The sequence below is a fragment of the Halobacillus rhizosphaerae genome, assembly GCF_046719735.1.
GTDB lineage: Bacteria > Bacillota > Bacilli > Bacillales > Halobacillaceae > Halobacillus_B > Halobacillus_B rhizosphaerae.
Window position 1 is genome coordinate 130,532 of sequence record NZ_JAUTWQ010000003.1, and the last position, 24,095, is coordinate 154,626.

35 protein-coding genes are annotated in these 24,095 nt (G+C 31.6%); 22 read left to right on the forward strand and 13 right to left on the reverse strand.

Translation table 11 applies throughout. The annotated features are described in order from the left end of the window. The first annotated feature begins 62 nt into the window (after positions 1 to 62). From Q7A53_RS05885 to Q7A53_RS05905, 5 genes are all read left to right on the forward strand, one after another. On the forward strand, positions 63 to 332 hold the full coding sequence (locus Q7A53_RS05885) for a hypothetical protein (protein WP_411788203.1): 270 nt from the start codon (positions 63 to 65) through the stop codon (positions 330 to 332). A gap of 98 nt (positions 333 to 430) precedes the next feature. Next, on the forward strand, positions 431 to 640 hold the full coding sequence (locus tag Q7A53_RS05890; RefSeq protein ID WP_411788204.1) for a hypothetical protein: 210 nt from the start codon (positions 431 to 433) through the stop codon (positions 638 to 640). A 66-nt stretch (positions 641 to 706) separates the two neighbouring features. Further along, a complete protein-coding gene (locus Q7A53_RS05895; protein ID WP_411788205.1) occupies positions 707 to 1,255 on the forward strand; it encodes a hypothetical protein in 549 nt (182 codons plus the stop codon). After that, positions 1,255 to 1,509: a hypothetical protein gene (locus tag Q7A53_RS05900; RefSeq protein ID WP_411788206.1), complete on the forward strand. Its 255-nt coding sequence runs from the start codon at positions 1,255 to 1,257 to the stop codon at positions 1,507 to 1,509. The genes Q7A53_RS05895 and Q7A53_RS05900 overlap by 1 nt, the downstream gene beginning before the upstream one ends. Positions 1,510 to 1,539: 30 nt before the next feature. Beyond that, entirely contained in the window at positions 1,540 to 2,751 is a 1,212-nt protein-coding gene (locus Q7A53_RS05905; RefSeq protein ID WP_411788207.1) for a hypothetical protein, read from the forward strand. Positions 2,752 to 3,519: 768 nt separating this feature from the next. Here the strand turns inward: Q7A53_RS05905 and Q7A53_RS05910 are convergent. From Q7A53_RS05910 to Q7A53_RS05965, 12 genes are all read right to left on the reverse strand, one after another. Then, the gene (locus tag Q7A53_RS05910; protein WP_411788208.1) at positions 3,520 to 3,738 is read right to left on the reverse strand and encodes a hypothetical protein; all 219 of its coding nucleotides are present in this window, start codon (positions 3,736 to 3,738) and stop codon (positions 3,520 to 3,522) included. Continuing rightward, a complete protein-coding gene (locus tag Q7A53_RS05915; RefSeq protein ID WP_411788209.1) occupies positions 3,738 to 4,280 on the reverse strand; it encodes a hypothetical protein in 543 nt (180 codons plus the stop codon). Before Q7A53_RS05915 ends, Q7A53_RS05910 begins: the two co-directional genes overlap by 1 nt. After that, a complete protein-coding gene (locus tag Q7A53_RS05920; RefSeq protein WP_411788210.1) occupies positions 4,280 to 4,567 on the reverse strand; it encodes a hypothetical protein in 288 nt (95 codons plus the stop codon). The genes Q7A53_RS05915 and Q7A53_RS05920 overlap by 1 nt, the downstream gene beginning before the upstream one ends. Continuing rightward, positions 4,564 to 4,890: a hypothetical protein gene (locus tag Q7A53_RS05925; RefSeq protein WP_411788211.1), complete on the reverse strand. Its 327-nt coding sequence runs from the start codon at positions 4,888 to 4,890 to the stop codon at positions 4,564 to 4,566. The genes Q7A53_RS05920 and Q7A53_RS05925 overlap by 4 nt, the downstream gene beginning before the upstream one ends. Continuing rightward, on the reverse strand, positions 4,880 to 5,158 hold the full coding sequence (locus Q7A53_RS05930; RefSeq protein ID WP_411788212.1) for a hypothetical protein: 279 nt from the start codon (positions 5,156 to 5,158) through the stop codon (positions 4,880 to 4,882). Before Q7A53_RS05930 ends, Q7A53_RS05925 begins: the two co-directional genes overlap by 11 nt. A 17-nt stretch (positions 5,159 to 5,175) precedes the next feature. Further along, the gene (locus Q7A53_RS05935; protein WP_411788213.1) at positions 5,176 to 5,475 is read right to left on the reverse strand and encodes a Thoeris anti-defense Tad2 family protein; all 300 of its coding nucleotides are present in this window, start codon (positions 5,473 to 5,475) and stop codon (positions 5,176 to 5,178) included. Continuing rightward, positions 5,472 to 5,744 carry a hypothetical protein gene (locus Q7A53_RS05940; protein ID WP_411788214.1) on the reverse strand — a complete coding sequence of 91 codons (273 nt, stop codon included), beginning with the start codon at positions 5,742 to 5,744 and terminating at the stop codon, positions 5,472 to 5,474. Before Q7A53_RS05940 ends, Q7A53_RS05935 begins: the two co-directional genes overlap by 4 nt. Next, complete coding sequence (locus Q7A53_RS05945; RefSeq protein ID WP_411788215.1) at positions 5,744 to 5,974, reverse strand: hypothetical protein; 231 nt, start codon at positions 5,972 to 5,974, stop codon at positions 5,744 to 5,746. The genes Q7A53_RS05940 and Q7A53_RS05945 overlap by 1 nt, the downstream gene beginning before the upstream one ends. Next, positions 5,975 to 6,166, reverse strand: coding sequence for a hypothetical protein (locus tag Q7A53_RS05950; RefSeq protein ID WP_411788216.1), 192 nt, complete (start codon positions 6,164 to 6,166; stop codon positions 5,975 to 5,977). Between the two features lie 126 nt (positions 6,167 to 6,292). Continuing rightward, positions 6,293 to 6,661 (reverse strand): hypothetical protein, encoded by a 369-nt coding sequence (locus tag Q7A53_RS05955; protein ID WP_411788217.1) that lies wholly within the window; start codon positions 6,659 to 6,661, stop codon positions 6,293 to 6,295. 57 nt (positions 6,662 to 6,718) lie between these two features. Beyond that, complete coding sequence (locus Q7A53_RS05960; RefSeq protein WP_411788218.1) at positions 6,719 to 7,000, reverse strand: hypothetical protein; 282 nt, start codon at positions 6,998 to 7,000, stop codon at positions 6,719 to 6,721. Positions 7,001 to 7,112: 112 nt separating this feature from the next. Continuing rightward, positions 7,113 to 9,326, reverse strand: a complete 2,214-nt coding sequence (locus Q7A53_RS05965; protein WP_411788219.1) for an AAA family ATPase — start codon at positions 9,324 to 9,326, stop codon at positions 7,113 to 7,115. 224 nt (positions 9,327 to 9,550) lie between these two features. Between Q7A53_RS05965 and Q7A53_RS05970 the strand changes: the two genes are divergently transcribed. From Q7A53_RS05970 to Q7A53_RS06015, 10 genes are all read left to right on the forward strand, one after another. Then, the gene (locus Q7A53_RS05970) at positions 9,551 to 10,384 is read left to right on the forward strand and encodes a ParM/StbA family protein (RefSeq protein WP_411788220.1); all 834 of its coding nucleotides are present in this window, start codon (positions 9,551 to 9,553) and stop codon (positions 10,382 to 10,384) included. Further along, the gene (locus tag Q7A53_RS05975; RefSeq protein ID WP_411788221.1) at positions 10,371 to 10,652 is read left to right on the forward strand and encodes a hypothetical protein; all 282 of its coding nucleotides are present in this window, start codon (positions 10,371 to 10,373) and stop codon (positions 10,650 to 10,652) included. The genes Q7A53_RS05970 and Q7A53_RS05975 overlap by 14 nt, the downstream gene beginning before the upstream one ends. A 94-nt stretch (positions 10,653 to 10,746) precedes the next feature. Then, positions 10,747 to 10,926 carry a hypothetical protein gene (locus Q7A53_RS05980; protein ID WP_411788222.1) on the forward strand — a complete coding sequence of 60 codons (180 nt, stop codon included), beginning with the start codon at positions 10,747 to 10,749 and terminating at the stop codon, positions 10,924 to 10,926. 123 nt (positions 10,927 to 11,049) lie between these two features. After that, positions 11,050 to 11,544: a hypothetical protein gene (locus tag Q7A53_RS05985; RefSeq protein ID WP_411788223.1), complete on the forward strand. Its 495-nt coding sequence runs from the start codon at positions 11,050 to 11,052 to the stop codon at positions 11,542 to 11,544. A gap of 10 nt (positions 11,545 to 11,554) precedes the next feature. Further along, a complete protein-coding gene (locus Q7A53_RS05990) occupies positions 11,555 to 12,349 on the forward strand; it encodes a M23 family metallopeptidase (RefSeq protein ID WP_411788224.1) in 795 nt (264 codons plus the stop codon). 13 nt (positions 12,350 to 12,362) lie between these two features. Continuing rightward, a complete protein-coding gene (locus Q7A53_RS05995; RefSeq protein WP_411788225.1) occupies positions 12,363 to 12,515 on the forward strand; it encodes a hypothetical protein in 153 nt (50 codons plus the stop codon). Positions 12,516 to 12,517: 2 nt separating this feature from the next. Beyond that, positions 12,518 to 15,325 (forward strand): type IV secretory system conjugative DNA transfer family protein, encoded by a 2,808-nt coding sequence (locus tag Q7A53_RS06000; protein ID WP_411788226.1) that lies wholly within the window; start codon positions 12,518 to 12,520, stop codon positions 15,323 to 15,325. Next, positions 15,268 to 16,137, forward strand: a complete 870-nt coding sequence (locus Q7A53_RS06005; RefSeq protein WP_411788227.1) for a replication-relaxation family protein — start codon at positions 15,268 to 15,270, stop codon at positions 16,135 to 16,137. The genes Q7A53_RS06000 and Q7A53_RS06005 overlap by 58 nt, the downstream gene beginning before the upstream one ends. 198 nt (positions 16,138 to 16,335) lie before the next feature. Beyond that, positions 16,336 to 17,349 (forward strand): tyrosine-type recombinase/integrase, encoded by a 1,014-nt coding sequence (locus tag Q7A53_RS06010; RefSeq protein WP_411788228.1) that lies wholly within the window; start codon positions 16,336 to 16,338, stop codon positions 17,347 to 17,349. Positions 17,350 to 17,468: 119 nt separating this feature from the next. Continuing rightward, entirely contained in the window at positions 17,469 to 17,735 is a 267-nt protein-coding gene (locus Q7A53_RS06015) for a hypothetical protein (RefSeq protein WP_411788229.1), read from the forward strand. Between the two features lie 258 nt (positions 17,736 to 17,993). Here Q7A53_RS06015 and Q7A53_RS06020 read toward each other — a convergent pair whose 3' ends face one another. Then, positions 17,994 to 18,821: a hypothetical protein gene (locus Q7A53_RS06020; RefSeq protein ID WP_411788230.1), complete on the reverse strand. Its 828-nt coding sequence runs from the start codon at positions 18,819 to 18,821 to the stop codon at positions 17,994 to 17,996. A 202-nt stretch (positions 18,822 to 19,023) separates the two neighbouring features. Here Q7A53_RS06020 and Q7A53_RS06025 point away from each other — a divergent pair, with 202 nt between their 5' ends. The 7 genes from Q7A53_RS06025 (at position 19,024) to Q7A53_RS06055 (ending at position 24,095) form a co-directional block, all read left to right on the forward strand. Further along, a complete protein-coding gene (locus Q7A53_RS06025) occupies positions 19,024 to 19,446 on the forward strand; it encodes a hypothetical protein (RefSeq protein ID WP_411788231.1) in 423 nt (140 codons plus the stop codon). 70 nt (positions 19,447 to 19,516) lie between these two features. Continuing rightward, entirely contained in the window at positions 19,517 to 19,855 is a 339-nt protein-coding gene (locus tag Q7A53_RS06030) for a hypothetical protein (RefSeq protein ID WP_411788232.1), read from the forward strand. Next, entirely contained in the window at positions 19,855 to 20,154 is a 300-nt protein-coding gene (locus Q7A53_RS06035) for a hypothetical protein (protein WP_411788233.1), read from the forward strand. Before Q7A53_RS06030 ends, Q7A53_RS06035 begins: the two co-directional genes overlap by 1 nt. A gap of 14 nt (positions 20,155 to 20,168) precedes the next feature. Then, a complete protein-coding gene (locus Q7A53_RS06040) occupies positions 20,169 to 20,465 on the forward strand; it encodes an HU family DNA-binding protein (RefSeq protein WP_411788234.1) in 297 nt (98 codons plus the stop codon). A 21-nt stretch (positions 20,466 to 20,486) separates the two neighbouring features. Beyond that, on the forward strand, positions 20,487 to 21,695 hold the full coding sequence (locus Q7A53_RS06045; RefSeq protein WP_411788235.1) for a PhoH family protein: 1,209 nt from the start codon (positions 20,487 to 20,489) through the stop codon (positions 21,693 to 21,695). Between the two features lie 85 nt (positions 21,696 to 21,780). Then, complete coding sequence (locus Q7A53_RS06050) at positions 21,781 to 22,167, forward strand: hypothetical protein (RefSeq protein WP_411788236.1); 387 nt, start codon at positions 21,781 to 21,783, stop codon at positions 22,165 to 22,167. A gap of 2 nt (positions 22,168 to 22,169) precedes the next feature. Then, a complete protein-coding gene (locus tag Q7A53_RS06055) occupies positions 22,170 to 24,095 on the forward strand; it encodes a hypothetical protein (protein ID WP_411788237.1) in 1,926 nt (641 codons plus the stop codon).

Below are 24,095 nucleotides of genomic sequence, written 5' to 3' on the forward strand. Positions count from 1 at the left end.
AAGGGGAATTATTTTCCCCTAAATGCATATAATAAAATAAGAAGAAAAAAGGAGAATGCAAAATGAGTGAAAAATATTATGTAACTATGACAGATAATTTTATGAGTGGGTGGGGAATGGCAGAGGGAAAAATCAATAAACTAGTATTTGAATGTGAATCATTGAAAGAAGCTCGTATTGTTGAAGAAAATGCAAACAATAGGGATGACATGAAATATGTAAAAATTCGCTCAACTTGTCCATATTATAATAGTTCAAAATATTATACACAATTCAAAAATAAAGATGAGTACCCGGCTTGGTATCAAGAAAATTATTTTGCAAATAATTAATAAATAGTTCTTTTTACCCTTCATAAATGCCATTAAATATCATATAATAGAATTAAGGAAAGGGAATTAAATTCCCTAAAAAAATGGAGGAATGTAAAATGGTAGAAGTAAACTTTGAAAATGTAACTAATATGAATGAATGGAGCGAAAACGATTTAGAGAAGGCAAAAAAATATTATCAAGAAACTTTATTAAAAACTTATGATGACAATGAAAGATTATGGTATATTCACAATATTACTAAATGTCAGATGATGTTAGATGAATTAAATAATAATGAACCAGAATGGTTGAAATTATTTAAATAAAAAGGGGAATATTATTCCCCTTACCTTCATATAATAAATTAAGAGAAAAGAAAGGAAATGATAAAAATGCGTACAATTCAAACTAAAATTTATACAATTGATGAATTAAAAAAGGAAAACAAACAAGGTTTTGAAAATGCTTTACAAAATATAAGTGAAAGGAGAGTTCAATCATTCATGGATCACTATTCTAGCGAAATGATGGATACATTAGAAGCTGTGGCGGAAAAATTTTATATGGAAATTATGAACTACAATTATGATTTGTTTTCCACTTCTCATATCACAGTGAATATTGACGATTACATGGAATTAGAAAACAGCGAAAAAAATAACTTGGTGCAATGGTTGAAAGATAATTTACAGAGTGGAAAAGATGGTTCTTGTCCGTTTACTGGTGTATGCTATGATGCAGACTTTTTTGATCAAATTGAACAGCTTTCAAATGGAGATATTAATTATAATAACTTACATGTTTTAATTCCCGATGCCATTGAAAAAACATTAAATAAGATTTTGAAATATGAAGGGGATAACATTTTAAATGATAATGATAATTTTAGATATGCTCAAGAAATGGAATTAGAATTTTTAGAAAGTGGGGAAATATACTAATGGATAAAAAAAATGAAACTGTAAATGTTTTAGGTTACTTTGTTCATAAAGATGATAAGGAATTGAATAGTTATTCGGTAATGGTAATCATAAATGAAAAATGGAGTCATACAAAAGAATTAACAGGTTATTGCCCACAAGAATCACATTTTGGAACAGATAGAGAATATTTAAAGGAATGTAGGAAAATAAGCAAGGATGATTATTTAAAGGCTAGTAAATTGTTTTATACTCCTGCTGAATATCTGCAATAATAATTGTATTATAGAAAGGATAATGTATAGATGGAATTAATTAAAACATTAGATAATGGTGTTAGTATGTATCACAACAATATAAAACAAGACTTTAGGAAAGCTCAGGAAATACTTAATATGTTTGATGAAACAAAGATTATAGATGCTCAAATGATTTATAATAATAGGATAAATAATGAATATGAATATTCATATCAATATGATTATAGTAGAATGAATAATTATTACAATCTTATTGATATGATCAATGAATGTAAACAACACTTAAAGAGGGAACTATTTGAAGAAAGTAAACACTCTTATGCATTGTATCAAGTAAAGGACATAAGCTCAGAGGAAAGACAAGAACAAATAAGGGATATAGAAAGGAGAAGGAAAGAAGGCTGTAAGTGTGCTGTATGTGCTTTTAATAGTCCATCGTTAGAAGAGTGGGAAAGTGGATACATGAAATACAAAGGTAAAAGGGTAACGATTGAAAAGGCATTAAAGAAAGCAGGGTTTAAAAAGGAATTGATTAATCATTACATGAAACAAGAAAAGGAAAGGAAAGAAATGTTTTTAACAATTAGCTCTTCCCCTCAGTTTATCGTAGGTTGTAACTATAACTTAATTGAGGATATCAAGAGAAGTGAATACTTGTTAGATAATAAAGAGTGTTCATTGGAGTTAGCAGGATGCTTACATGATGATAGATTGTATATAGCTATGTTACATGAGAGCTTGGAGGATTTGGATAATATGGATGGTGCTTTGTATGGTTATGCTATGATGAGACATATTACATTGAATGGTAATGATTATATGATAGCTGTATCCTATCATGGTAGTAATACAACTGTATCTATGTTAGATGATTGTATTAAACAGCTTGAGAGTATTAATGTAATGAGTAACGAACATGTAAAAGGTAATGATATGGTAAGACTCAATAGTAATGGATCATATGAGATAGTAGTACATGATGATATAGTAATACATGAGTCTATTGATAGTATAGTATCATATGAATGTATCCTATGTAATGGTGTTGGTGTATATGATGGTTATAGTAATAGAATGAATGATAGTATAAGTGTAGTATGTCCTATGTGTGATGGTAATAAGAAGATAACAGAGAATGTTCACAAAGTAATAGATGAGACTATAAGAGTCAATAAGAAGATAAAGGTATTACCATACTGTAAAGGGTATAATCATTATGGTGACTATATAGAATTAGCTGTGAGTGGTCTATTATAGACTGCTCTTTTATTTGTGCTTTTTTATTTGGATGGAATGTGTGGAATGTGTAGATGGATGGAATGTGTGGTTTGGTTTGGGTATGGAATGAAATGGATAGAATGGAATAGGTATATTTGATTAGGATAAAAAATCGAACGAAGTGAGGTTTTTTGTTTTTTTTGTATAGTCACAACCCTCCGCTTTGTTAAGATATGTAAAGCGTGAAAAGTATTTTCTCATTTCTCATGTATAAAAAAAATGTTTTTTTATGGTCACAGGGATGAAAATAAATTGCACAGGGATGGAAATAATTTACAATGATACAGGGAATAAATTCATGGCAAGTAATATCAATAAAACAGGGTAGCTCTGATGTAAATAGTACATAATGGTTATTATGGGGTCACTTATGACCAAACGGATGTTCCCTTTTCCGCTGAAACCCATAAGCAATACAAACCCCACACTCAGTCCACATTTTCAACAACTACCATTTATTCCCAAAAATAAAACTTTCTTTCACTAAAATCCTCTTAAAATGAAAACAATTTTCACAAAACCCAATTTCCCTCAATTATGTCCACATTTTTTCCACGATAAAGTCCTCTCTATAAACACTCTTTTCTATACTCCAAAAACACCTCTATAGACAGGGGGTATGCTTTCAACAAAAAGAAAAACCCCTTAACAGACAGCATTATACCGTATGTTATATAGGGGGTATCATTTTACCTATTTATCTATGTAACTTAAATGCCCTTTATAGAGCGTATTATATATGGAAATTTAAACTTCTTCTTCCGTACTTAATCTTCCAACAACTGATTCAAGCACTACATCATATCCAGAGAATTTAAGACCTTCAATGAATCCATCAATCTTATCAAGCGCACCAAGAAAAATACAACCACCCATGATAATGTTATCATTCACATCTCTCAGTTCAACACAATCTTCATCTAGGATATTAACCTTCTTCAAATGAACAACCAGACGATCTCCCATTATGATTCAGTATCCTTTTTAGAATCAAACCAAGTGCAATTGAAACCACACTTAACTCTATTGCAAAGACATGTTCCATTAACACCATAAGTACAAGATGTTTTTTCAACCTTTTCTTTCACAGTCAAGCGTACATTATCAAAGCTGTTTACTTTCGTTGGGAAAGTAAATTCAAGTTTTGATCTTCCAAGACTATCATTCTTGTCATTAAGATTCTTACTCAAGACTGAATACTGACTCAAATACAATTCTGAGATATTATAGGTACAAACATAATCATTACCATCCGAATCACGTACAATTGTTTCAGCTTCTAATCTTAATGCACGATTCTTATATTTGCCATTTAACACATCTTCCATCAATGCAATATCAATAAAACTATCTGTAAGTTCTAAATAGTTCTCTTCCATTTCTGGACTACTATAGATATTTACTTTGTAAAGAGAATCAAGATTATGTACCAGTGTAAATCCTTCACCAGTATCTTCTGACAATTTAACATCAAATACAGTATTCCAACCAAACTTCATATTTTCCATTACTCTACTACCTCACTGGTTTGCACAGTTTTGGTTTCAACTTTAACAATAGAAACATTAAACCCTGCTTCTTTTAATTTATCTGCTTGCCTTACTACGAAAGTATCTTCCCATTTACAACATTCTTCATCTGTTTTGAAATGACGATTATCAAAATCACTTGCTAAGTCTTTTGAATCGGTTAGTTCTAAAGTTCTAATTGTACCGCCTCTCATAGACTTGACATATAAATTTCCTACCTTAATTAAAAAACTAACTTTAAATTCTTCTCTATCCACTAGCTTCATAATAATTCTCCTTTTTTGAATCTGTTTGCTAAGAAATCCATTAACATACAAAAACGACTTGCATGTAATACCCCTACAATCTGAATAGCAACATTAACCATTTTCAATTCATCATACTTACTCCATTTAGTTGCCAGAACCACTATATACTTATAATCAATTTTTTCTCGAAGGTACTTAAACAAATTAACAATAGACTCTTCATCTTCAACAGTTTCTCCATCAACCTTTATATTTTTCATATATACAAAGGCATGGATAGTTAAGAGCCTATCCCACATCTTACTATGGTTATGGCTCTCATTTAGTTTATTATTTTTCATATGTAATCAAACCACATTCATCCACATCAAACCCAAGAGTAGCATTATATTGAACTTCTCTTGCAAATTCTTCAAACAAATAAATTCCTAAACCTACTCGGTCAAAGATGATTTGGTCTGGTTGATCTCTTCTAATAGAATCAAGTAAACCAAATAGGTGACTTCTCTGCCTATAATTAACAATTCTTGGAGGTAAGTAAGTACCATTTAAAGTATCTACTCGATGAATGACTACTCTTTCTCTTTCTGCATCAATTATGTATAACATTAAACAACTTCCTTTTATTAGAATATAATCCAATCATTTGCCAAGATATCTTCTTGATAAGGGCTTGCAGGAACAAGTCCTCCATTATCTTTTAGTACAGCTACAATCATTTCATTCATTAATACTGCTTTATCTACTTGCAATTCACCATTGGCACTTACAGCCGTATCCATTAAAATAGCTGTATGCTTTGGAATAAACCAATAACCCTTCCAATGACTACGTTTAATTTTTTTCCCTAATTTTAAAGCTTGCAATGCTGTACTGAAATCTTGACTCTCAATAATGCCGTTTTCGCTCGTAATGTTTTCACTCATAATCCGTACTTCTCCACTCTGTCAGAAAGATAATCCATAAGGATAATGTATTTATTCATATTGTACTTACCCATACGACTAATACCATTTCTGGATTTTTCCATTTGATTGAGGTCTTTCCAATCAACAATATTAGCAACAAACAAAAAATCATTATGGTTTGTTCGGACTAAATTAAAGAAAACATCTATAGATTTTTTTGAATCTCTAGTTTTTTCAACCATATAATCAAAAGTGATATCATCTAAGACTCTTTCCCAGACATTCATTATAATCCATGCTTTCCTTTGTAAAGTTCATACTTATCTTTATCCCATTTTTCTATATATCCATCAGAGATACTATTGTCGATTTCAAATTCCATTTTTTGATAATACATAATATACCCAAATGGATCATCACAATTTGAAGCACCAACAATAATTTGTTCCTCTAGTGCTTTTAATGTTTTTTCATTCATTAATACTACTGTATCTACTTTTACATTATTACGGCTCATTTATTTAGCACCTTTCTTAAAGAGATTCCAGAAGGATAATAATTTTGGAAATTTTACAATCCCGATACATCCATCTTTAAATTTGAAATTTAAAATCCCTAACATTTCCCAAGTTTTATAAACACCATATGTATATGCGCTAACTACTGCAAATAAATAATATCCAATGAGTAGCGATAAAAATTCCAACATTATGTTTCCTTCTTTCCTAGTCTCTCATCCATGTTTTAACTAATTTTGCAATGACATAAATCATAATGCCCCAATAAACAACTGCTGACAAAACTACAAATGTAATCATTTCCCACATTGTAAAACCTACTTATGATTAAAAGCCTTTTTCAGTCTTTGTTCTCTCTCAAGGTTATATAGGATTTCTTTAGCTACTTCTTTTGCAATACTCTTATGTAATTTCTGATCATGTTCTACTGTAGTGTGATTGTAAACTGTAACTGGTAGATCAGATACCATTTCTGAAATGTCAACTTTCATTGGTACTCGTACCCTACGAAGATTCTCAACAACATTGGTTTCAGTGGTTAGTCCTTCAACACTTTCCTTACTCATAATTACAAATTCAAATCCATCTTGTGCTTGATGGACAGAAACAATTTCTACATCTTCTGGCAGATTAAATAATTTGTGAAGCATTTCATTGTTAATAAAAACTTTACCTTTGCTCAACATTTTAAAAATCCTTTCTTTAAAAGGGAGGTGTTATCCTCCCTGTATGTAATCTAAAAATTAAACAATAAAGTCTTTTAGTTTCTCTTGTACTTTTTGATTGGCTTCTTTTTCTTGTTTTACTTTTTCAATACGTTTTTGTGCTACACGAAGAACTTCTTCCTCTTCTGCAACTACTTTATCTAATTGGTCATTTACTTCATTAAGTTGATCACTCATAAAGCTGAATTGAAACAATAGTCCTTTTACTTCTTCTTGCAGAGTTTCAATTTTTCCATCATTATCTAGGTCAGCAACTTTCCAGAAAAGTAATTTTGTAAACAACGCTTTTAGTTTATTCATTTTAATAACACCATCCAATTTTTATTATTTGTTGTATTTGTAGGGAAGTTTAATACTCCCCTAATTAAATCTATATTACCATTATATGTTGCGCTTGTCAACATTAAGAAATTTATTTATCAAATTCAAATTCACCATTATAAACATTTAAAAACTCTTGTAGGAAACTCCTACGTTCCATATTGGCAAATTTACTAATTCCATGATTAATGGCTTCTGCTTGCCCAAGACCTAACATATAATCTTTAGCACGTGAAATACCAGTATAGATTAAATTCGCATTTAATTGATACTTCATGGATTTATCTAATACAAGAATTACAACTCTGAATTGGCTACCTTGTGATTTATGAATGGTCATTGCCCAAGAATGAAGCAAGGTTTGTAACACTTGTTCGAATTTCATCTTAACTTCGATTCCTTCAAAGTTTACAATTATAAATTTTTCTTTTTCATCTATATCAACGATTTTACCAGTATCACCATTATAAACATTGGCAATACCACCTTCTGTTGTATCAATATCATATGTATTAACAGTGTTCATTACTGAATCACCAACTCGAAAAATAATCTGGTTATCACGACCAAATGCTTTTTCTTTCTTATGAGGTGAAGAAGGATTAGCAATTTTTTGTACTTCTTTATTGATTTCTACTGTACCTAACTTACCTTTTTTTGTTGGGGATAGAATAACCACATCATCTTGGTCAAATTTCTTAAGTACATTTTTATAGTTTACATAGATACCATCAGATACATAATCTTGATCTGTTAGCCAAAAGACACAATCTCTTCCAAATTGGATACGACCATCATCTGTATCATTCAAGAATTTCTTACCTTCTCTTACATCAGTTGCTACATTGAGGATTCCACCATCAGCTTGTCGGAAAACCTTTTTCAATTTTGACACTTTAATGTGTTGACTATGAATAATGTCATATAGGAAGTTCCCTACACCAACAGAAGGAAGTTGGAAATCATCTCCAACAAATAAGATTCTTGCATTCGTATTCACTAAAGCCAAGAAGAAGTTTTGAAGAATAAAGATATCACACATAGAACTTTCATCTATGATAATACAATCTTCCCAAATTTCTCCCTTACCTTCTTCATCTGAATCATACACTCCTGCTTTTCTATGTATGGTACTTGCATGTCTACCAGTATACCCCTGCATTACTTTTGATGCCTTACCTGTCGGGGCAAGGAGGGCAGTTCTAAGATTTTTCTTATCAATGAGTTCAAGAAGGATTCTTTGAAGCCAACTTTTTCCCATTCCTCCACCACCAACTAGCATGAGGATATTATTTTCATTCCAATCATAAAAAAACTTACGCTGATTTTCTTCAAGTTCTACTTCGTGTTCTGCACAATATTCCTGTAAGAATGTATCAATTTCCTCATCTTCAAATAGCTTTGTAGACTGTGTTTTAAATTGAGTCATTTTCATGGCTACAAATTCTTCTGCTTTGTAAACACGTTTTGTAGTATATCTGTTATTGTCTCTGATGAGGTCTACAGCTTTACCATCTAGTCTGTCTTCAATTAAACTTTTATTGATGTTTAAAAGGTCAATTGCTTTGTTTAAAAGTTGTTTATAACCTATCCAAGAATGACCATTACTGTTCTCTTCACCAACTATGTACTGGAAACATGAATCTAAACGGTGTGGCGATTCGAGATCATATCCTACAGCTTTTGCAATCTCATCTGCTTTTACAAATCCTACACCTTTAACTTCTGTGAGAATGTATGGATTCTCTTCAATCTTCTGAATAACAATTTGTGGATTTTTGTATTCCTTGACCAGTTTGGAAATCATATTGTACTTGATTCCATATTTAGATAAGAATGCTAATACTTCACTCATATCCACATTTTCCATTACTTTGTCTCTTAATTTTACGAAGGATTTTTCTCCTAGTCCTTTAACTGCCATAAAATCAAATTCATTGTTCTCAATCATAGAAACAATGTCTTGCCCTTCATCATAAACATTGAAAATGTTTTCTACTTGCAAAGGGGTGAGAATTGCTTCTAGAAAAGCCCTCTGATCCTCTATGGAAGTTGGTTTATCTTGACGAATACTTTCTACAACGTAACTACCTTCATATTTAGAATTTTCTTCTTCTTTCAATACGACTACATATTCTTCACCATGATTCAATTTTGGCATAACACCTTTAATGGAGATATTGTCATATCTGTTTAATTTTACACCTTTATTAAGGTCATCATTATGAACTTCTGCCCCATAGATTCCAAAAAAGTTTTCTTCGGAAAAGAATAATGTACGAGTAGGTCTAATCCTAACCTCCATACATAAATCAAACTCCTTTTCAGTATGTAGAACATACTTCTAACTTAAATTTATTATATCATTATATGTTACGTTTGTCAAATAGAACTATGACAACTAAGCAATTTTTATCTTATCATTATTTATTGTACTTGTCAATGCAAATTTAAAGGTATCATAAAAGTGTTTTAAACATATGATGGGATATAGCCTAACATTTAAAAGGGTTTGAAAGGGGTATTAAAATGATGATTTCAAGTGGAGTCATTTCAATTGACGATGGTGGAAGTTCAACTTGCGTAATTACCAGAACTCAACAAGAGTCATTTCCATCTGTAAAAGGTTTATATGGGAAAAGAACACTGACTGAAACAAATGGTAAGTACGATTTTATTGTGGAGTATAAGGGAGAAAAGTACGTTATGGGTACTCTGGCTAAATATGATTGCTTGTATCCTTTACAGATGCATACGGATTCAAAGCAGAATTTATTCTTTGATTTATCCATTCTTGTATCTATTCATCAGTATGGGTATTTAAATAATTATATAGTCACTTCTGTTCCGATAGCTATGCATAATGATGAAGAAAAACAAGGAAGGATCGAAAGACTAATTGGTGAACATGTGATTACTGTTAATGGAAAAACTAAGAAGTTCAATATTATAGATGTAAAGGTTGCACCAGAGACAGCAGTAGCTTTCTGGATTGAGGAAAGAAATGGGAAAAACAGATTTATTGATCTTGGTTCAAGAACAATTGGTTATGCTACAACAGTTCATGAAGAAGGGGTTACAAGATTTATTGATTCCGAAAGTGGAACATTTAAAGGTAAAGGATTAGAAGCATTGGATGATAACTATGATCAAAATTCTTTAGCAGATTATATATGTGGAAGACTACTATCTAAATGGAGTCAAGAAGACGATGTGTATTTACTTGGTGGTGGGGCTTTAGATGATTCATTGGTTTCTAAGATATGTAGGTATTTCCCTAATACAGTAGTCTTGAATAATCCAAAAATGGCAAATGCTTTAGGTATGTATTATTTAGGATGTGTAGTTTATGACATGGAATAGGTCTGAGAACGAAGTCAATGAAATGATTAAACAAATGACTGAGAGAACAAAGGGGAATTATCTCACTCAAGGTGTAAGTTTCAATAAAAATTGCCCTAGACAAATGAATTTATTAAAAAATGCTTTAATGGCTTCTGCATCTTTCAGTGGTTTGGCAAAAGAATTGTTAGCTTTGAGATTTGGTGCGGAAAATACAAATAACCCATCTGTACCCCAAAATTTCAACAAAAAGAATAAGGAGAAAAAAGATTTAGGCAATTTCTTGTAGGTTTTAGGAAACTTTAAAAGGTTATGGGCATATGATTACATTAAGTTAAAAAGTTTAAAAGTCTTTAAAAGAACATTAAAAAGGGAGAAAAATCATGGAAATCATCAATTTTAGCGATTTTTTAAGCAAAAACAATGAAAAAAATGGAAAAATTCAAAAAAAACACGTTATTTTGTTCTCTTTAACCTATATTTTGATTTTAGTGACTACAATAATGATTCTTAGAGAATCAAGCAATCCATTCGAGATCAATGACGCTTTTCTAAATTTATAAAGTGTTCAAGAGGGTGTTCAATTAATAATTTGAACACTGTCAAAGGTCAAAGAGTCATATTTGCCAACAGGTCAGCCAAATCGTTATTTTGCAGACTTTATTAATATAAAGGGGTGTTCGGAAGTGGCACAAACCACATTGACATTTAAGAGGTGTAATGGTGAATTAACCTTAGTGGGAGAAAACATATTAGAGAAGATGAGAAATCATTTACCTCTCTCTACAAGAAGCAAGGTTGATATCCCAATAATTAAAGAAGCAATAAAAAACAAAGGTAAGAAACTTTCATTAGCTCAGTTTTCTTTTATGCCATTACCATTAATAGCTACGGCTACACAATTAGGAGGCTCTGGGGTTTTCTGGGATGCATTTTTGACTTATATCTTCCCTTGGATGTTAGATATTGCAAAAGTATTTTGTGCAGTTAAGATAGCTCAAGCATTTTATCAAGAAAAACGTGGTGGTCGGGATGAGGGAACAGGATTTGGTGCATTGGTAACATATGGAAAATGGTATCTTGTATTCTGGTTAATTCCTTGGGGAGTAGAGTTGATTGATCAGATTGGAAACACCATGTTTAATGACCTCCAAAATAAACCAATGACTTTTCATAGTTAGGTGATAAATTATGAAGGTAAAACTTAATGGAAATGATTTTTTCGAAGTTTCAAGTTCTTTTGGTGCAACAGATAATGTTCATTTAACACCTCATAGTGGCATAGACTTAGTAATGAACACTGGTACTAAGATTTTTAGTCCTACTGATGGAATCATTTCAAAGGTGGTAGATTATGGAAATTCCAACATTGGGAAGGGAGTTATGGTTAAGACCAATGATGGAGAAACGATTATTTTAGGTCATCTTTCCGATAATAGCAAGGTGGAAGTTGGTCAACATGTACAAAAGGGAGATTTTCTAGGACTGTCTGGAAACACTGGTAATTCAACAGGCAGTCACCTACATTTTGGTCTAAAAGATTCAGATGGCAGTTTCATTAGTCCAGATAAATATTTAAACAGTGATGGGATTAATGTAAATCAACTAATTAATGATCATGGAGGGGTGATAACAAAAATCATTGCCAAAAAAGCAGAACATTCAACTGGTGATGGGATGTTTTCAGATATTAGAGGTTTTATGGATTTGATAAATAGGATCGGGAATGAAGGATTTTTTCAAGCGGTTTATGGAAAGTCATTCTTTGAAGTCATTAAAGATTTTATAGCTCAATTACTTATGGACATTTACACTTTCATTATCAGCAATGGAGAAGCATTCTTTATCATACCTGCCATATTGATTATGTTCGCAACATTCATTATAGGAAGAAACAAATATACAAAGTTCATTATTCCACTATGGATGGCTTACTTCTTAAGTGTCGTTTTGAGATTAACAAATTGTTTACCACCACAAACATAAAGGAGAGATTATGATGGATTCAAATTTACTAACACAAGTGGGAATGGTGATTAATACTATCGTTTACATGGGGTATGGAATAACAGGCGGTTATATAATTAAAACAGGTTTCAGATACTTCACAGATTACAAAGAAGCTGTTTCTATAGAGAAAGAGGCTGATTAAACATGGAACTGACATTAAGAAAACCAAAAACAAGCTCTATTAATCTTAAAGAATTTATTCAGATGTATCGAGAGCCAGTAGTTACTTATTGTATTACTCCTAATAATGCCCCAGAGCAGGAGGAAGAATTTGAATTTGCCTCAAGGCGAAGAGGTGCAATAAATAATAACAGAAGGATTAGAAATTTTGATGATGAAGTTTTTGGCAGTGGTGGAACATCTGAAATGTTGCTAAATACAATCAATGGGTTATTTTCAAAATTCTATGCCCCAGAGCGCATTAGACTTAATAAAGATGGTATTAAAGTAAAAATGAATGATGTAGTATCTTACAAAGTTGCAATCATTGATGGAGAAATGAAATTCTACCTCACTGTTCCCCAGAAGTGGGCGAAAAGTTTTACTTCTGCAATAAAGAAAGATTGGGGGCAAGTTGATATTTCGAAAGTTGAAGAAAAAATTATTGACTTCAATCCTACGAAAGCAAAAGCAATGGATATTCATTTAAGGCATCACTATGCTCTGTCACTAAAACATGAAAGAAACATGTCTGATTCACTTTATTCGTCATTGGCTTCACTGAGTTCTACATTGAGTAAAGGCGATAAAGTATTGATCGACTACAATATTGAACCAGTGAATAATAGTTGGAAAGAGAAAGCTGTCAAGAAGGTTAAGCAATTCAAGAATGGAAAAACTCCATCTAGAGAAGATGCAATGTCAGTCAATGGTGTGGTGGGTCGAGTATTTGATATGTTCAATGTGATCTTTGATGAATTTATTGGAATGATTGAAGAGATAATGGGTGCAAGCGAAAAGGAAAAGGAAAAACAAGAACAGTTGTTCGATTTAAAATACAGTGATCACAAAATACATGCTAACTCCAATGGTTATAAAGTTCAGATAAGAGTATTAGGAGAATCTGATGATGATAAAAAGGTAAAATATGCCTTTAGAAATATTGAAAATTCTTTTAATTTATTGAATGGAGATAATAAATTTTCAGTTTCCCATATCAAGACTAAGAGAGGCATAAAATCAATTATCAATGCAGTCGAAGAAAATAAACCTCAATTGACAAAAACTACAGATATCTTGTTTGAAAAAGAAGTTGGTAATTTATTAAGAATGCCAAGCAAGACAACTTTAAAAGAATATCGAAGTGCAATCTTACAAGATACCTTTACACGAATTGAAATTGATAATGATTTCTATAAATCTGAAAATGGTGCTATCCCTTTTGCTACTACATTAGAGAAAGAAGAAAAGCTACTGTATTTTGGTGGGTATTATCGTGAATGGTGGACTCACAAGGGAAGATATGTCTCACATAAACAAGGGCTTGATGATCGTAGTTCAGCCACTATGGTATTTGGTACTCAAGGAAGCGGAAAAACATCATTAGCAGAAAACCAAGCCATGTATACATTTGGGGCGCATTTACCAGATAGGGAGACATGGAAAAAACAATCAAAGTCCGTGGTGCTTTTTGATGTAGCAGATGGTAGTATGATTACTAATATTTTTAATCACATTCCAGAATGGTTAAGAGACAGGGTGATAATCTTAAATCACAGTAATTTTAATAATCCAATTGCCGTAAATAATGCTGACCTTGCAGAGTTTAATACAGAAAAAATGAAAGATGATGATTATGCTTACACACTTGCTGAAATGGAAGCAAAATTAGTGTTAGAAATATTAGAGTCAGATAAAACTATGGCTATGGATAGATGGTTTACTAGCTCACTACAAGCTGTACACTCAGTTGATAAAGATTGGGGTTACATTGAAGCAATGAGAACTCTGATTGATGATAACTTTAGGATTACAGAGGTGATTCCAAATATTGAAAATAAAAGACTAAAACTTGAACTGAACACATATCACAGCCTTGCAAGCCAAGGTAAAGCTGATCGAATTATTGAGACTATTGAAAACAGATTTTCTCAATTAGAACGTGACCAGAAACTTTGGGATTGCATTGCTCAAAAACCATTACGTGATGAAGATGATAAAGTTAAGTTGAATTTCAGACAGATGATGGATGGTGATGAAGATGGGGCATACATGGTTTTAATTTATATTCCTAAATCTGGGGTTTCAGCTATATATAGAAAATTTCTGTTTGCTCATTATTTTACAAAGGTTTGGAATGTTGCTCTTTCACGTGAGTATGGATTTGCAGGACGAGAATATAGACCAGAGACATTAGTTGTTATAGATGAGATTCACCAAATAATAAATATTCCACTGATAGGAAAACTCTTCATTGACCTGTTTAAAGAGCCTAGAAAATATTCTCTACGATTATTTTTAACATTACATGGTTGGTCTTCTTTAGCAGATGCCGGGAGGACTTATGAAAATAAAATCAAACAGTCGATTATGGACAATGGTTGTAACCTAATTATGTTAAAAGGTGGTGGAGATGCTTTCGCTAGTCTGAATGATTTCCTTCAACCAATGACAATGGCAGACTTTAATAACTTAATGAATATGAAGCATTGTGGAATATTTGCAATTAGATGGAATAACAAGAATCATGTCTTTCAAGCGAAGATGATATATCACCTAGAAAAAAATAAAGACTTTCCAAGAGTGGATCAAAAAGATTCTGAATTTCTAACTGCATATATGTCTGAATTTGGAAGAGATAAAGAAGAGGTTAGAGATGATAATTTAGAAAGAAGTTATTCCATGATTGAAGGTTCAATCCAGAGTGGTTTTTCAGAAGAAGTAGGTGAGGAACAGTGGGAAGAACTAAAAAAGGTTGGTTCGAAAGAAATGAAATCCAGAGGGTCACACTAGATTGGGTTAAACAAAATTGTAAGTTCACAAATAGGGAAATGGAACTTTTACAAATCATTTATGACCGAAAACTAGTTAGGCGTGACCATCTGGAAATCATAAGTGAATCTTATCGTAAGGCAGGGAAGAATCGTACAGTTCTTCTTAATAGGGCGATTAAAAAAATGTATACGAAAATGTGCCTAGATAAGATTCATGAAGCACAAGAGTTAGGGAGAGGGAACACACCATGTCTGGTGGCATTAGACAAAGGTGGTTCACTACTACTCGGTGTACCTCATAAACGAAGAATATCACACAAGGTTAGGCACAGCAAGGGTGGAGAGGACTATGTATACAGGAGTCTACCCATAAATTTTAGGCATATTAATGGAGTGAATAAGACCGAAGTCGAGACTATTTTGTTTTGTGACAGTCTCAATTATCAACTAGTACAATGGGTTCATGAGATGAAAATTGTATTTCATTATGCAGGAGAGAAAATCACTCTAATCCCAGATATATTAATGGAATTAGACATTAAAGGGAAAAAATTTTTAGCATTCATTGAATATGATACAGGCTCAGAAAATTATAGGTACAGTTCTCAATTCCCTGTCATACGTGACAAAATAATCAAGTATAAAAAATGCATGTTATCAGACACATTAAAAAAAGATTACAATTACTTTCCCATGTTACTTCTTGTTACGGAAGATGGGAAGAGAATTAATTACTTCAATGAGAAATGTCAAGAAATGGGAATTAAAGGATTTGGAGTTTTTCATGAAAATTATCAAGATTTCTTAAGACACTTATCAACCATCATATAAGTGTCTTAAACTTATTTTAAACATCACTAATACTAAATCATTGGAGAGGTTCTAAAGTAGCCTTAAAATGGCTCTAAATGACTCCTGTGAATACATACACTAAAATAATAAATAATGATATAAAACATTGACTTGTAAGCGTAAATAGTCTATAATTTGGTTATGATGTACTTATGTACAGAAAATGGAGATGATAAAATGGCTAAATTAGAAAACATTGTTCACTTAAATCACAAAGAAAATCATAACCCCTATGCGACAATCCTCACTTTTTTAAACAGAAAAGGTCAAAACAGTAAAAACACAAGAGACACTTATGAAAGACATATTAAAGATTTCTTCATCACTATGAGGAATAAGAATCTTAAAGAATTAGTGGAAGAAGATTTGATCTTTACTAAGAGACAAATTGAAGATTATCAAATTGCTCTCAAGGATAACTACAAAGGTGCAACAGTAAATAATTCGATCTCTGCTTTAAAAGAATGCTATAAAAAACTAAATGATGATGGGTTTCCTGTAGAGTCAACTTGGTTTGATTTAGAACGTTATGATGAGCATGATAGCAGGTCATATGACCCCTTCACACATGAGGAAGTAATTAAGGTAATACAATTGGTCACACCAACTAGAAAAGGGGCTGAGAAGGCACTCCTTGTCCGTTTAGCATATGCAACAGCTTTTCGTCAAAAATCACTGTTAAATTTAAAATGGAAAGACATAGTTGAGAAAAATGGTGTTTGGTATATTAAAACTTTAGGTAAAAGAAATAAGTGGTCACATAAAAAACTGTCTATGGATTTATACAACACACTGATGGAACATAAAACGAAATCTAAAAGTGAAAAAATTATTACGCTAACTAAAAAAACTGTACAGGGAATGATGGATTATATTCGTAGCAACATGGATTTTGGTGATAGAGAAATTGTATTTCACAGTTTCAAGAGTGCATCAATTAATGAAGTTGAAGCTATAACCAATGGTGATGTTAAAGCAATGCAAGCACATGGAGATCACTCAAACTTCTCCACTACCTTCAATAATTATGTAGCAAAAAAACAAATGGAAGAATTAGTTGAGGTTGATATCAATATGAAGATTCCTGTAGAAAAATTTGATGAACTCTCACAAGAAGAATTAGTCTCTTTGATTAAGAGCATGGATAGAAATACTCAAATAAAGTTGCTTTTAAAGTTAGGTGCTATGTAGTACCTAACTTTTCTTTTTATAATTATTTATTGTAGAAATAGGCAACATTAGGCAATCACCTGCATATAATTAATTAAGAAACAAAATAAGAAAGCAAAATCAAAAGGAGAGATTTTATAATGACAACTACAACTTTGGTGAAAAGAAACATTCCGACATTCGACAGTGTGATTTACCTAATTCAGAAAATGAAGGAGTCAAATTTAGAATTAATATCTCCAAACAAAGAACCGAAAAGTAGCTCATTGTTCCACACTGACATTGACGAAATGATTATTTGTGACGAAGGAAATGTTTTGCTGAATATGGATGGAGAGGAAGTAATTCTTCCTGCCCTTGCAAATTTGGAAATTAAAGTAAAAAACAAACAAAAAGCCCCTCAGTAGAGGGGTTTTTTTAGCAGGTTATCTAGACCGAGTAATATATCAATATTATATATACCTTCGGGAAGGTATAGGGGATATTGAATTAAGAAGAGAGTAAATTCATTATAAAAAAATAAAACTAGATACTTTTCTTATATTTAAACAGTTCAAAACACTTGGGTAAAGACTTGTACACCTCACTGCTCACGCAGTCGTTGATTCTATTGTTATTACTCGGTCTGGATAACCTGCTAAAAAATGTACTTAAAAAAGGTGCTTTTACACACCTTTAAAGACATATTCGTTAGCATCCATCTGCACTGGATTCCTTACATTGGGCATTCTCCAATTTTTGTGATTCACTTCAATGAAATTCTTTGTTTCCAACTTTTTAAGATGGCTATAAAATGCATCATTTTTTATTCCCAACTCTTTAGTGATTCTAAGTAGTGGAATATCTTTTGCGTTATTGCCGTATCCCTTACATCTTGATTTAAGATAGGAATACAACATGATATCAATGTTGTCTAAATCTTCATCCTTTATCAGTGTGAGGTATTCACTGACTAAAATCCGATGTGTTTTTTCTATACTATATAATGTTCCATACTCACTATCCTTATATCCAGAGGTGAGGAAAAGGGGTTCTTTAACTGAATAGTTTCTATTCTTCACAATGTTTCGATATGTAGAAAATTGAATATCAGACTCTTCCAACTCTCCAATAAGAGTAAATTCACCAAATTGAATGTTGTTGATTTTTTCATGATATTTTTCGAATCTGATGGGATACTGGCTAGTTGTTAAGGTTAAGCCTAATTCATCCAATACACCATCTTTTTTAATAATACGATCTATGGTTTTAGTTTTTCTGTTGTATCCAAGAAGTTCTTTAATGTCGCTATTCTGGATGTATGTGCCGTTGTTTAAGTCCACAAAGTTAGTGTATTTATACAAAATCCCAATCGTCAATAAATAAACGTAAGCGAACGAAGATTGTTGAATGTTAGTTGAAACAGATTTTGACAAATCAGAAAAAATCTCATTAGGAATGCGGATACTTGCATTCTCATGGAATTTATCTATGTTCTCAAAATGAGTCAGCATCTAAATTCCTCCCTTGTTAGTGTCGGTCTAAATAACCTTCTAAATACAATCATAACAAATAATGATATTAAAGTCAACAATCCTTACGTCTATAAACAAGCAAATGTAACATGAATTTTTGACAAAAGCAACAAATAATGATATAATTTATTTAGATAAGAGGAAGTTATTGCATCCTCTATAATGGAAAGAGGTGAATTTATTGGGTGCTGTAGCAATTGATTTATTTAAAAGCGAAAGAGAATTTAGTCCTCTTACCCTGTCTGATGATAATGTAGTTAAATACTTACTGTTATATCGTAGCAAGATTGATATTTCATATGGTGCGAATACCAATATCAATTTTAACCAAGCAGGAGATATGTATGAATTTAATCAAGAGATCATTGCATTGTATGCTTCATTAGATGTTCTAATTGGAAAGATTGAGATTAAAAATAAAGATAGAGAATTTCTAAACTTGGTACTGAATGGATATTCAATTACAGATATTATAGAGGAATATGATTTTGCACAGAAAACAGCTTATAGAACTTTAAAAAGAATCATAATGAAAATTGTAGAGGCTAATAATCAAGATTGGGTAAAAATGATTAATGAAAACGATTTAAAATTACATAACTAACAAGAAAAATCTAAAACACCGACACAAAATGTCTTATTTGAGGGCTTTCTTAATGAAGGGAATATAAATTATGAAAATTCAACTTCCGAATGGCTCTCAGCTTGATCTAGATGAAAGTATTACATTAGAAGAAAAACTAGAGACTGTTGAGAACCTAACAGAAGAATGGATGCCAGTTATAAAAGATAATTGGTATAGCAATTCGGTTAAATATTTTTTAGATTCACTAGCTAACTATATCGTATGGCATAAAGAGCCAGATGATAAAGGGCTTGAGGATAAAGAAGTAATGTCAAGAAAGAAAATGGAAAAATTAGTAAGATTCAAGAAAACAAGTAAAACGATTAATTTTTCTGATTTATCTACTGAATACAAAGAAGCACTATTTGGTGAAAGAGGTGCTGAATAATGTCTAGGAAATTAACAAGATTAGAGAAAAGTACAAAAATATTATCTAATATTAAAGCTTCAAAATGGTGCATTGTAAATACTGAAAATGAATTTGTTTTCTTAGGTCACAAATTTTTAATTGACGAAGAAGTAAAAGAATACATAGTACATAACAAAGCAGGTAGTGTAGAAGATTACACAAATGAAGCACATATGGAAGAAATACTAGTAGTAGTAGAGGATGAAAGTGGACGCTTGAGTTTCTACAATCAAAACTACGATAAAATTGAGAATAATTTGGTACATGTCAAAAGTTAAAGAAGGTGAAGAGGTTGAAACTATCAGAGTTGAAGCATGAAGTGTGGAATGATGAGCGCACACGTGATCTCAGATTACGAAAAGAAGAAGTTAAAATCTTGGTGGATGTTATTGTAGATCATATTTTTATAGGCTTGCTTAAATATGGAAAGGTTAAATTGCAAAGTTTATTTACTTTAGAAATTCGTAAATCAAAAGGTCGTAAGATACGCAACCCTCAAACCAAAGAACATATGTATACTGATGACTACCATAGAATCGGTATTGTACCTTCTAAAAAAATGAAAAAAGCACTTAAGAACCTAAAATAACCATCCCCAAGGAGAAAAAGTATGAAGTACCTTGCAGATACAAATTTACTATTCGACTTTCCAGAAGTTCTAGATAAATATGATGTTGTAATCCCAACTCATATCAATAGAGAAATTGAACACTTGGAAAGAACAAGAAAATCAGATAGAACACTCCAATGGCAAATCAGAAGACTGAAAAGAAAAATGGATGATGTAGAGTATGAATTTACAAATCTTAAAGATTATAAATTTACACTAGACAATGAGAGTGATCCAGACTATGTGGACAATATTATTCTTCAAGTAGCATTTGATGAAGGATATACCATGATTACAAATGATAGACTTCTAAGACAAAAGTGCAAAGAGTTTGGTATTCCTGTTTTAAAAGTAGAGAAATCAAACTTTGTTGACCATAAAGGTTTTAAAGAAGTTTATATGTTTCAAGAAGAATATAAAGAAGTTGATTTTAAACAAAATGAATTTGCTTTATTGATCAATGAATACATAGTGATTAATAACGAATTAGATGATGAGATTATAGATATTCTCAAATGGGATGGACAAAGAATGATCTCAATTCGTGAAGAAAACAAATTGAGCCTTGGATTTAAAACTCTAGAATTTGGCGAATTTGCCCCTAGAGATGAACAACAGATTATGGTAATTGATAGTATTACAACAAATCAACTTACATGTATTCGTGGTGGTGCAGGAGCAGGTAAATCATTAACTGCACTCAATGTATCATGGAGATTAGTAGAAGAAGAATCTTATAAATTGGTGATCTTCTGTAATCCAACAGAATTAAAGGATTCACAAGAACTTGGATATTACACTGGTGACAGATTTGAAAAACTAATGCAAACAGCAGTAGGGACTATGTTGAAGTCCAAGTTTGGTGATGAAGAACGAATTGCAGAACATATTTATGCAGGTAGGTTGGATATCTTACCATTTGCTGATTTACGTGGTTATGACACTGGTGAAAATAATGTAGTTGTTTGGGTGATTGAAGCACAGAATTTAACTACTGAATTGATGAAGACAGGTCTAGAACGTATTGCAGAAAATACAAAAGTAATTGTTGATGGTGACTACTTTAGTCAATTAGATAAAGAAATTTATAGTGTAGACAATGGCATGAAACGTATGAGTGAAATCTTTAGAGGTGAAGACTTATACGGTGAAATTGAACTTCAAAATGTATGGAGATCAAGAATAGCAGAGATTGCAGGAAGAATGTAAGTGCAATAAATAATTATATAAGGAATGTCGTGAGATACCCTAATTATCTCCTTTGGGAGAAATTGAAAGGAAAGAATAAAATAAAATGTCAAACAGAGAAACAAGGCTTTATCAGCCAAAAGCAGAATTATATTACTATGATGAGAATACTAATACATACAAACCTTTGGTGGATACAGATGGATTAATGAAAGTAAAATTAGAAGGAAGTTCAGCACCCTTACAAATTCAAGAGACAAGTTTAATTATTCGGGAAGTATGGCAAGGCACTACAACCACTAGCAAAAACTTCGCAACAAACATGTATGGATTTTCTATCTCTAATGATGGAACAGCAGACCTCACAATTACTTTACTAACTCATACTATCGTTGTTAAAGCAGGAGAGCAGTTTGATGGTTCTTTTGATGCTTTTAAGAGTTTAACAATTACAGGAGATAGTTCTTATCGTGCATTGGTTAGAGGTGAATAATTATGGCATGGAAAAAACATGACCAAAATTTATCTAATAACCCTCAATACCTAGAACCAAGAATTAATGATCTTGAAGCAAAAAATATTAAAGCAAGCAAAGAAAAATTCAATCTTAGTCATGGCTTAAATGTTGTAACTAGTGACAGAAATACCACTGCAAAGATTGGTTTGCAAGGCAGACATGTAGTAAACTTGATACCTAGTTTTGATAGTCCTTTGTGGGGTTTTTCATCAGCAGAATATGTTATCAATAGTAGTTCAAAAATTACTCTTAATAGCACTCAAAAATGGAGACATGCAAAAGTAGGTGTTAAATTAAAACGCAACTCAAAATATTCAATTAGTGCTGAATTAATTGGTGACAGACCATATATCCATTTGGAGTATTATGATTATAATGATACTTTAATAACCACAAAATATGACCAACAAAATAAAACTTTTACTACTATTGACCAAGATTTTTCATACATAAAAATACTTTTAGGTAATAATGCCATTGGTACATATATTTTTCAAAATATTATATTGGTTGAAGGTAATTTTCCTAAAGAATATGTTCAAGGTGTTAAACCAGTATTAAATCCAGTGATTAAGAATTATGGGAAGAACTTAATAGATAGCTCCTCTGTTTATGCTTATAATCAAACTGGTGGAGTTAGTTTCGATAAAGAAAACAAATCCATTAAATATTCAAGAAATAACGGCAATACTTATTCTGGTGCAGTATTTGAAATAAAAACTATTCCTAATCAAATGTATAGTTTTACTTTTGACGTTGATAATGGTACGAATTTTATTGTTAAGATACTCGACTCTAATAAAAATATCATTTTTTCAACAACTACAAAAAACACGTTTATCGCAAAAACTAGTATAACATATTTATTATTTACAGAAACAACATTCGCTCAAACGACATATACTGTAAGTGATATTATGATGACAATAGGTGGAAGTTCTCAAAGATCAGTTAATTATATAAATTATAACCCATCTCAACAAGTAATCCAATCAGAATTTTATGGTGATGGAAATGTTAATGATGAACTAATTTGGGACAATGAAAATAAACCTGTAAAAGTTAAACGATGGAATAAAGTCAAAATAGATGGAACTTTTGAATTTCGTTTAAGTCAAAATGAAGATTTTGTTGGTTTCAAAAGAATGACCTTAATTCCTACTCAAAGAATCACCAACATGGTTGACCAAAAAGCAATTGCAATTGATGCAAAAGGTAGAGTATTAGAAACTAATAGCTTTTACCCATCTCAAGGTGGTATTTTAAATTTCCAATCTGATTATCAAGCAATAACAGTTTCTAATACAGATACAGGTTGGTCACAGAGTTACACTCCTACATACCAAGAAATGCAAGATTATTTTGCGTTAAATCCAATTGAGATTGTTTATCAATTGGCAGAGCCAGAATATGAGAAAGTTGAAGTATTTGGTGAGTTGGGATTGCACGAAGGTCTGAATCAAGTTGAGGTTAGTGAAGGTTTGATTGTGAGAGAGAAAGTTTCACCATTTTTCTCATCTTCAAGTAATGAATATCAAATTGGTTCTACAAACTCTCCTTTAAAATATAGAGGTGCATCAATTCTAAATATTTATAAAAATAATATTCAAGATCAAAAATGGGCTTTATCCGTTAGTGACAGTGCCTATTGGATATCACATTGCATTGGAAAAATTTCACCAAACAACTATGACACAAAATCAACTTACTATGTTACATATATCGCATTGAGCAACTATACTTCTCAACTACAACAATCTTCATTAGAATACAGTCGTTCATTACGTGATTCTCACAATGATCTGGTAGAAAAAGCAGTAGATCAAAAAGAAGATATAGATGATGTTAAATGGTCAGTATTAGACCTTTATGCACAATTAAAATCATTAAAAGGAGGAAATTAA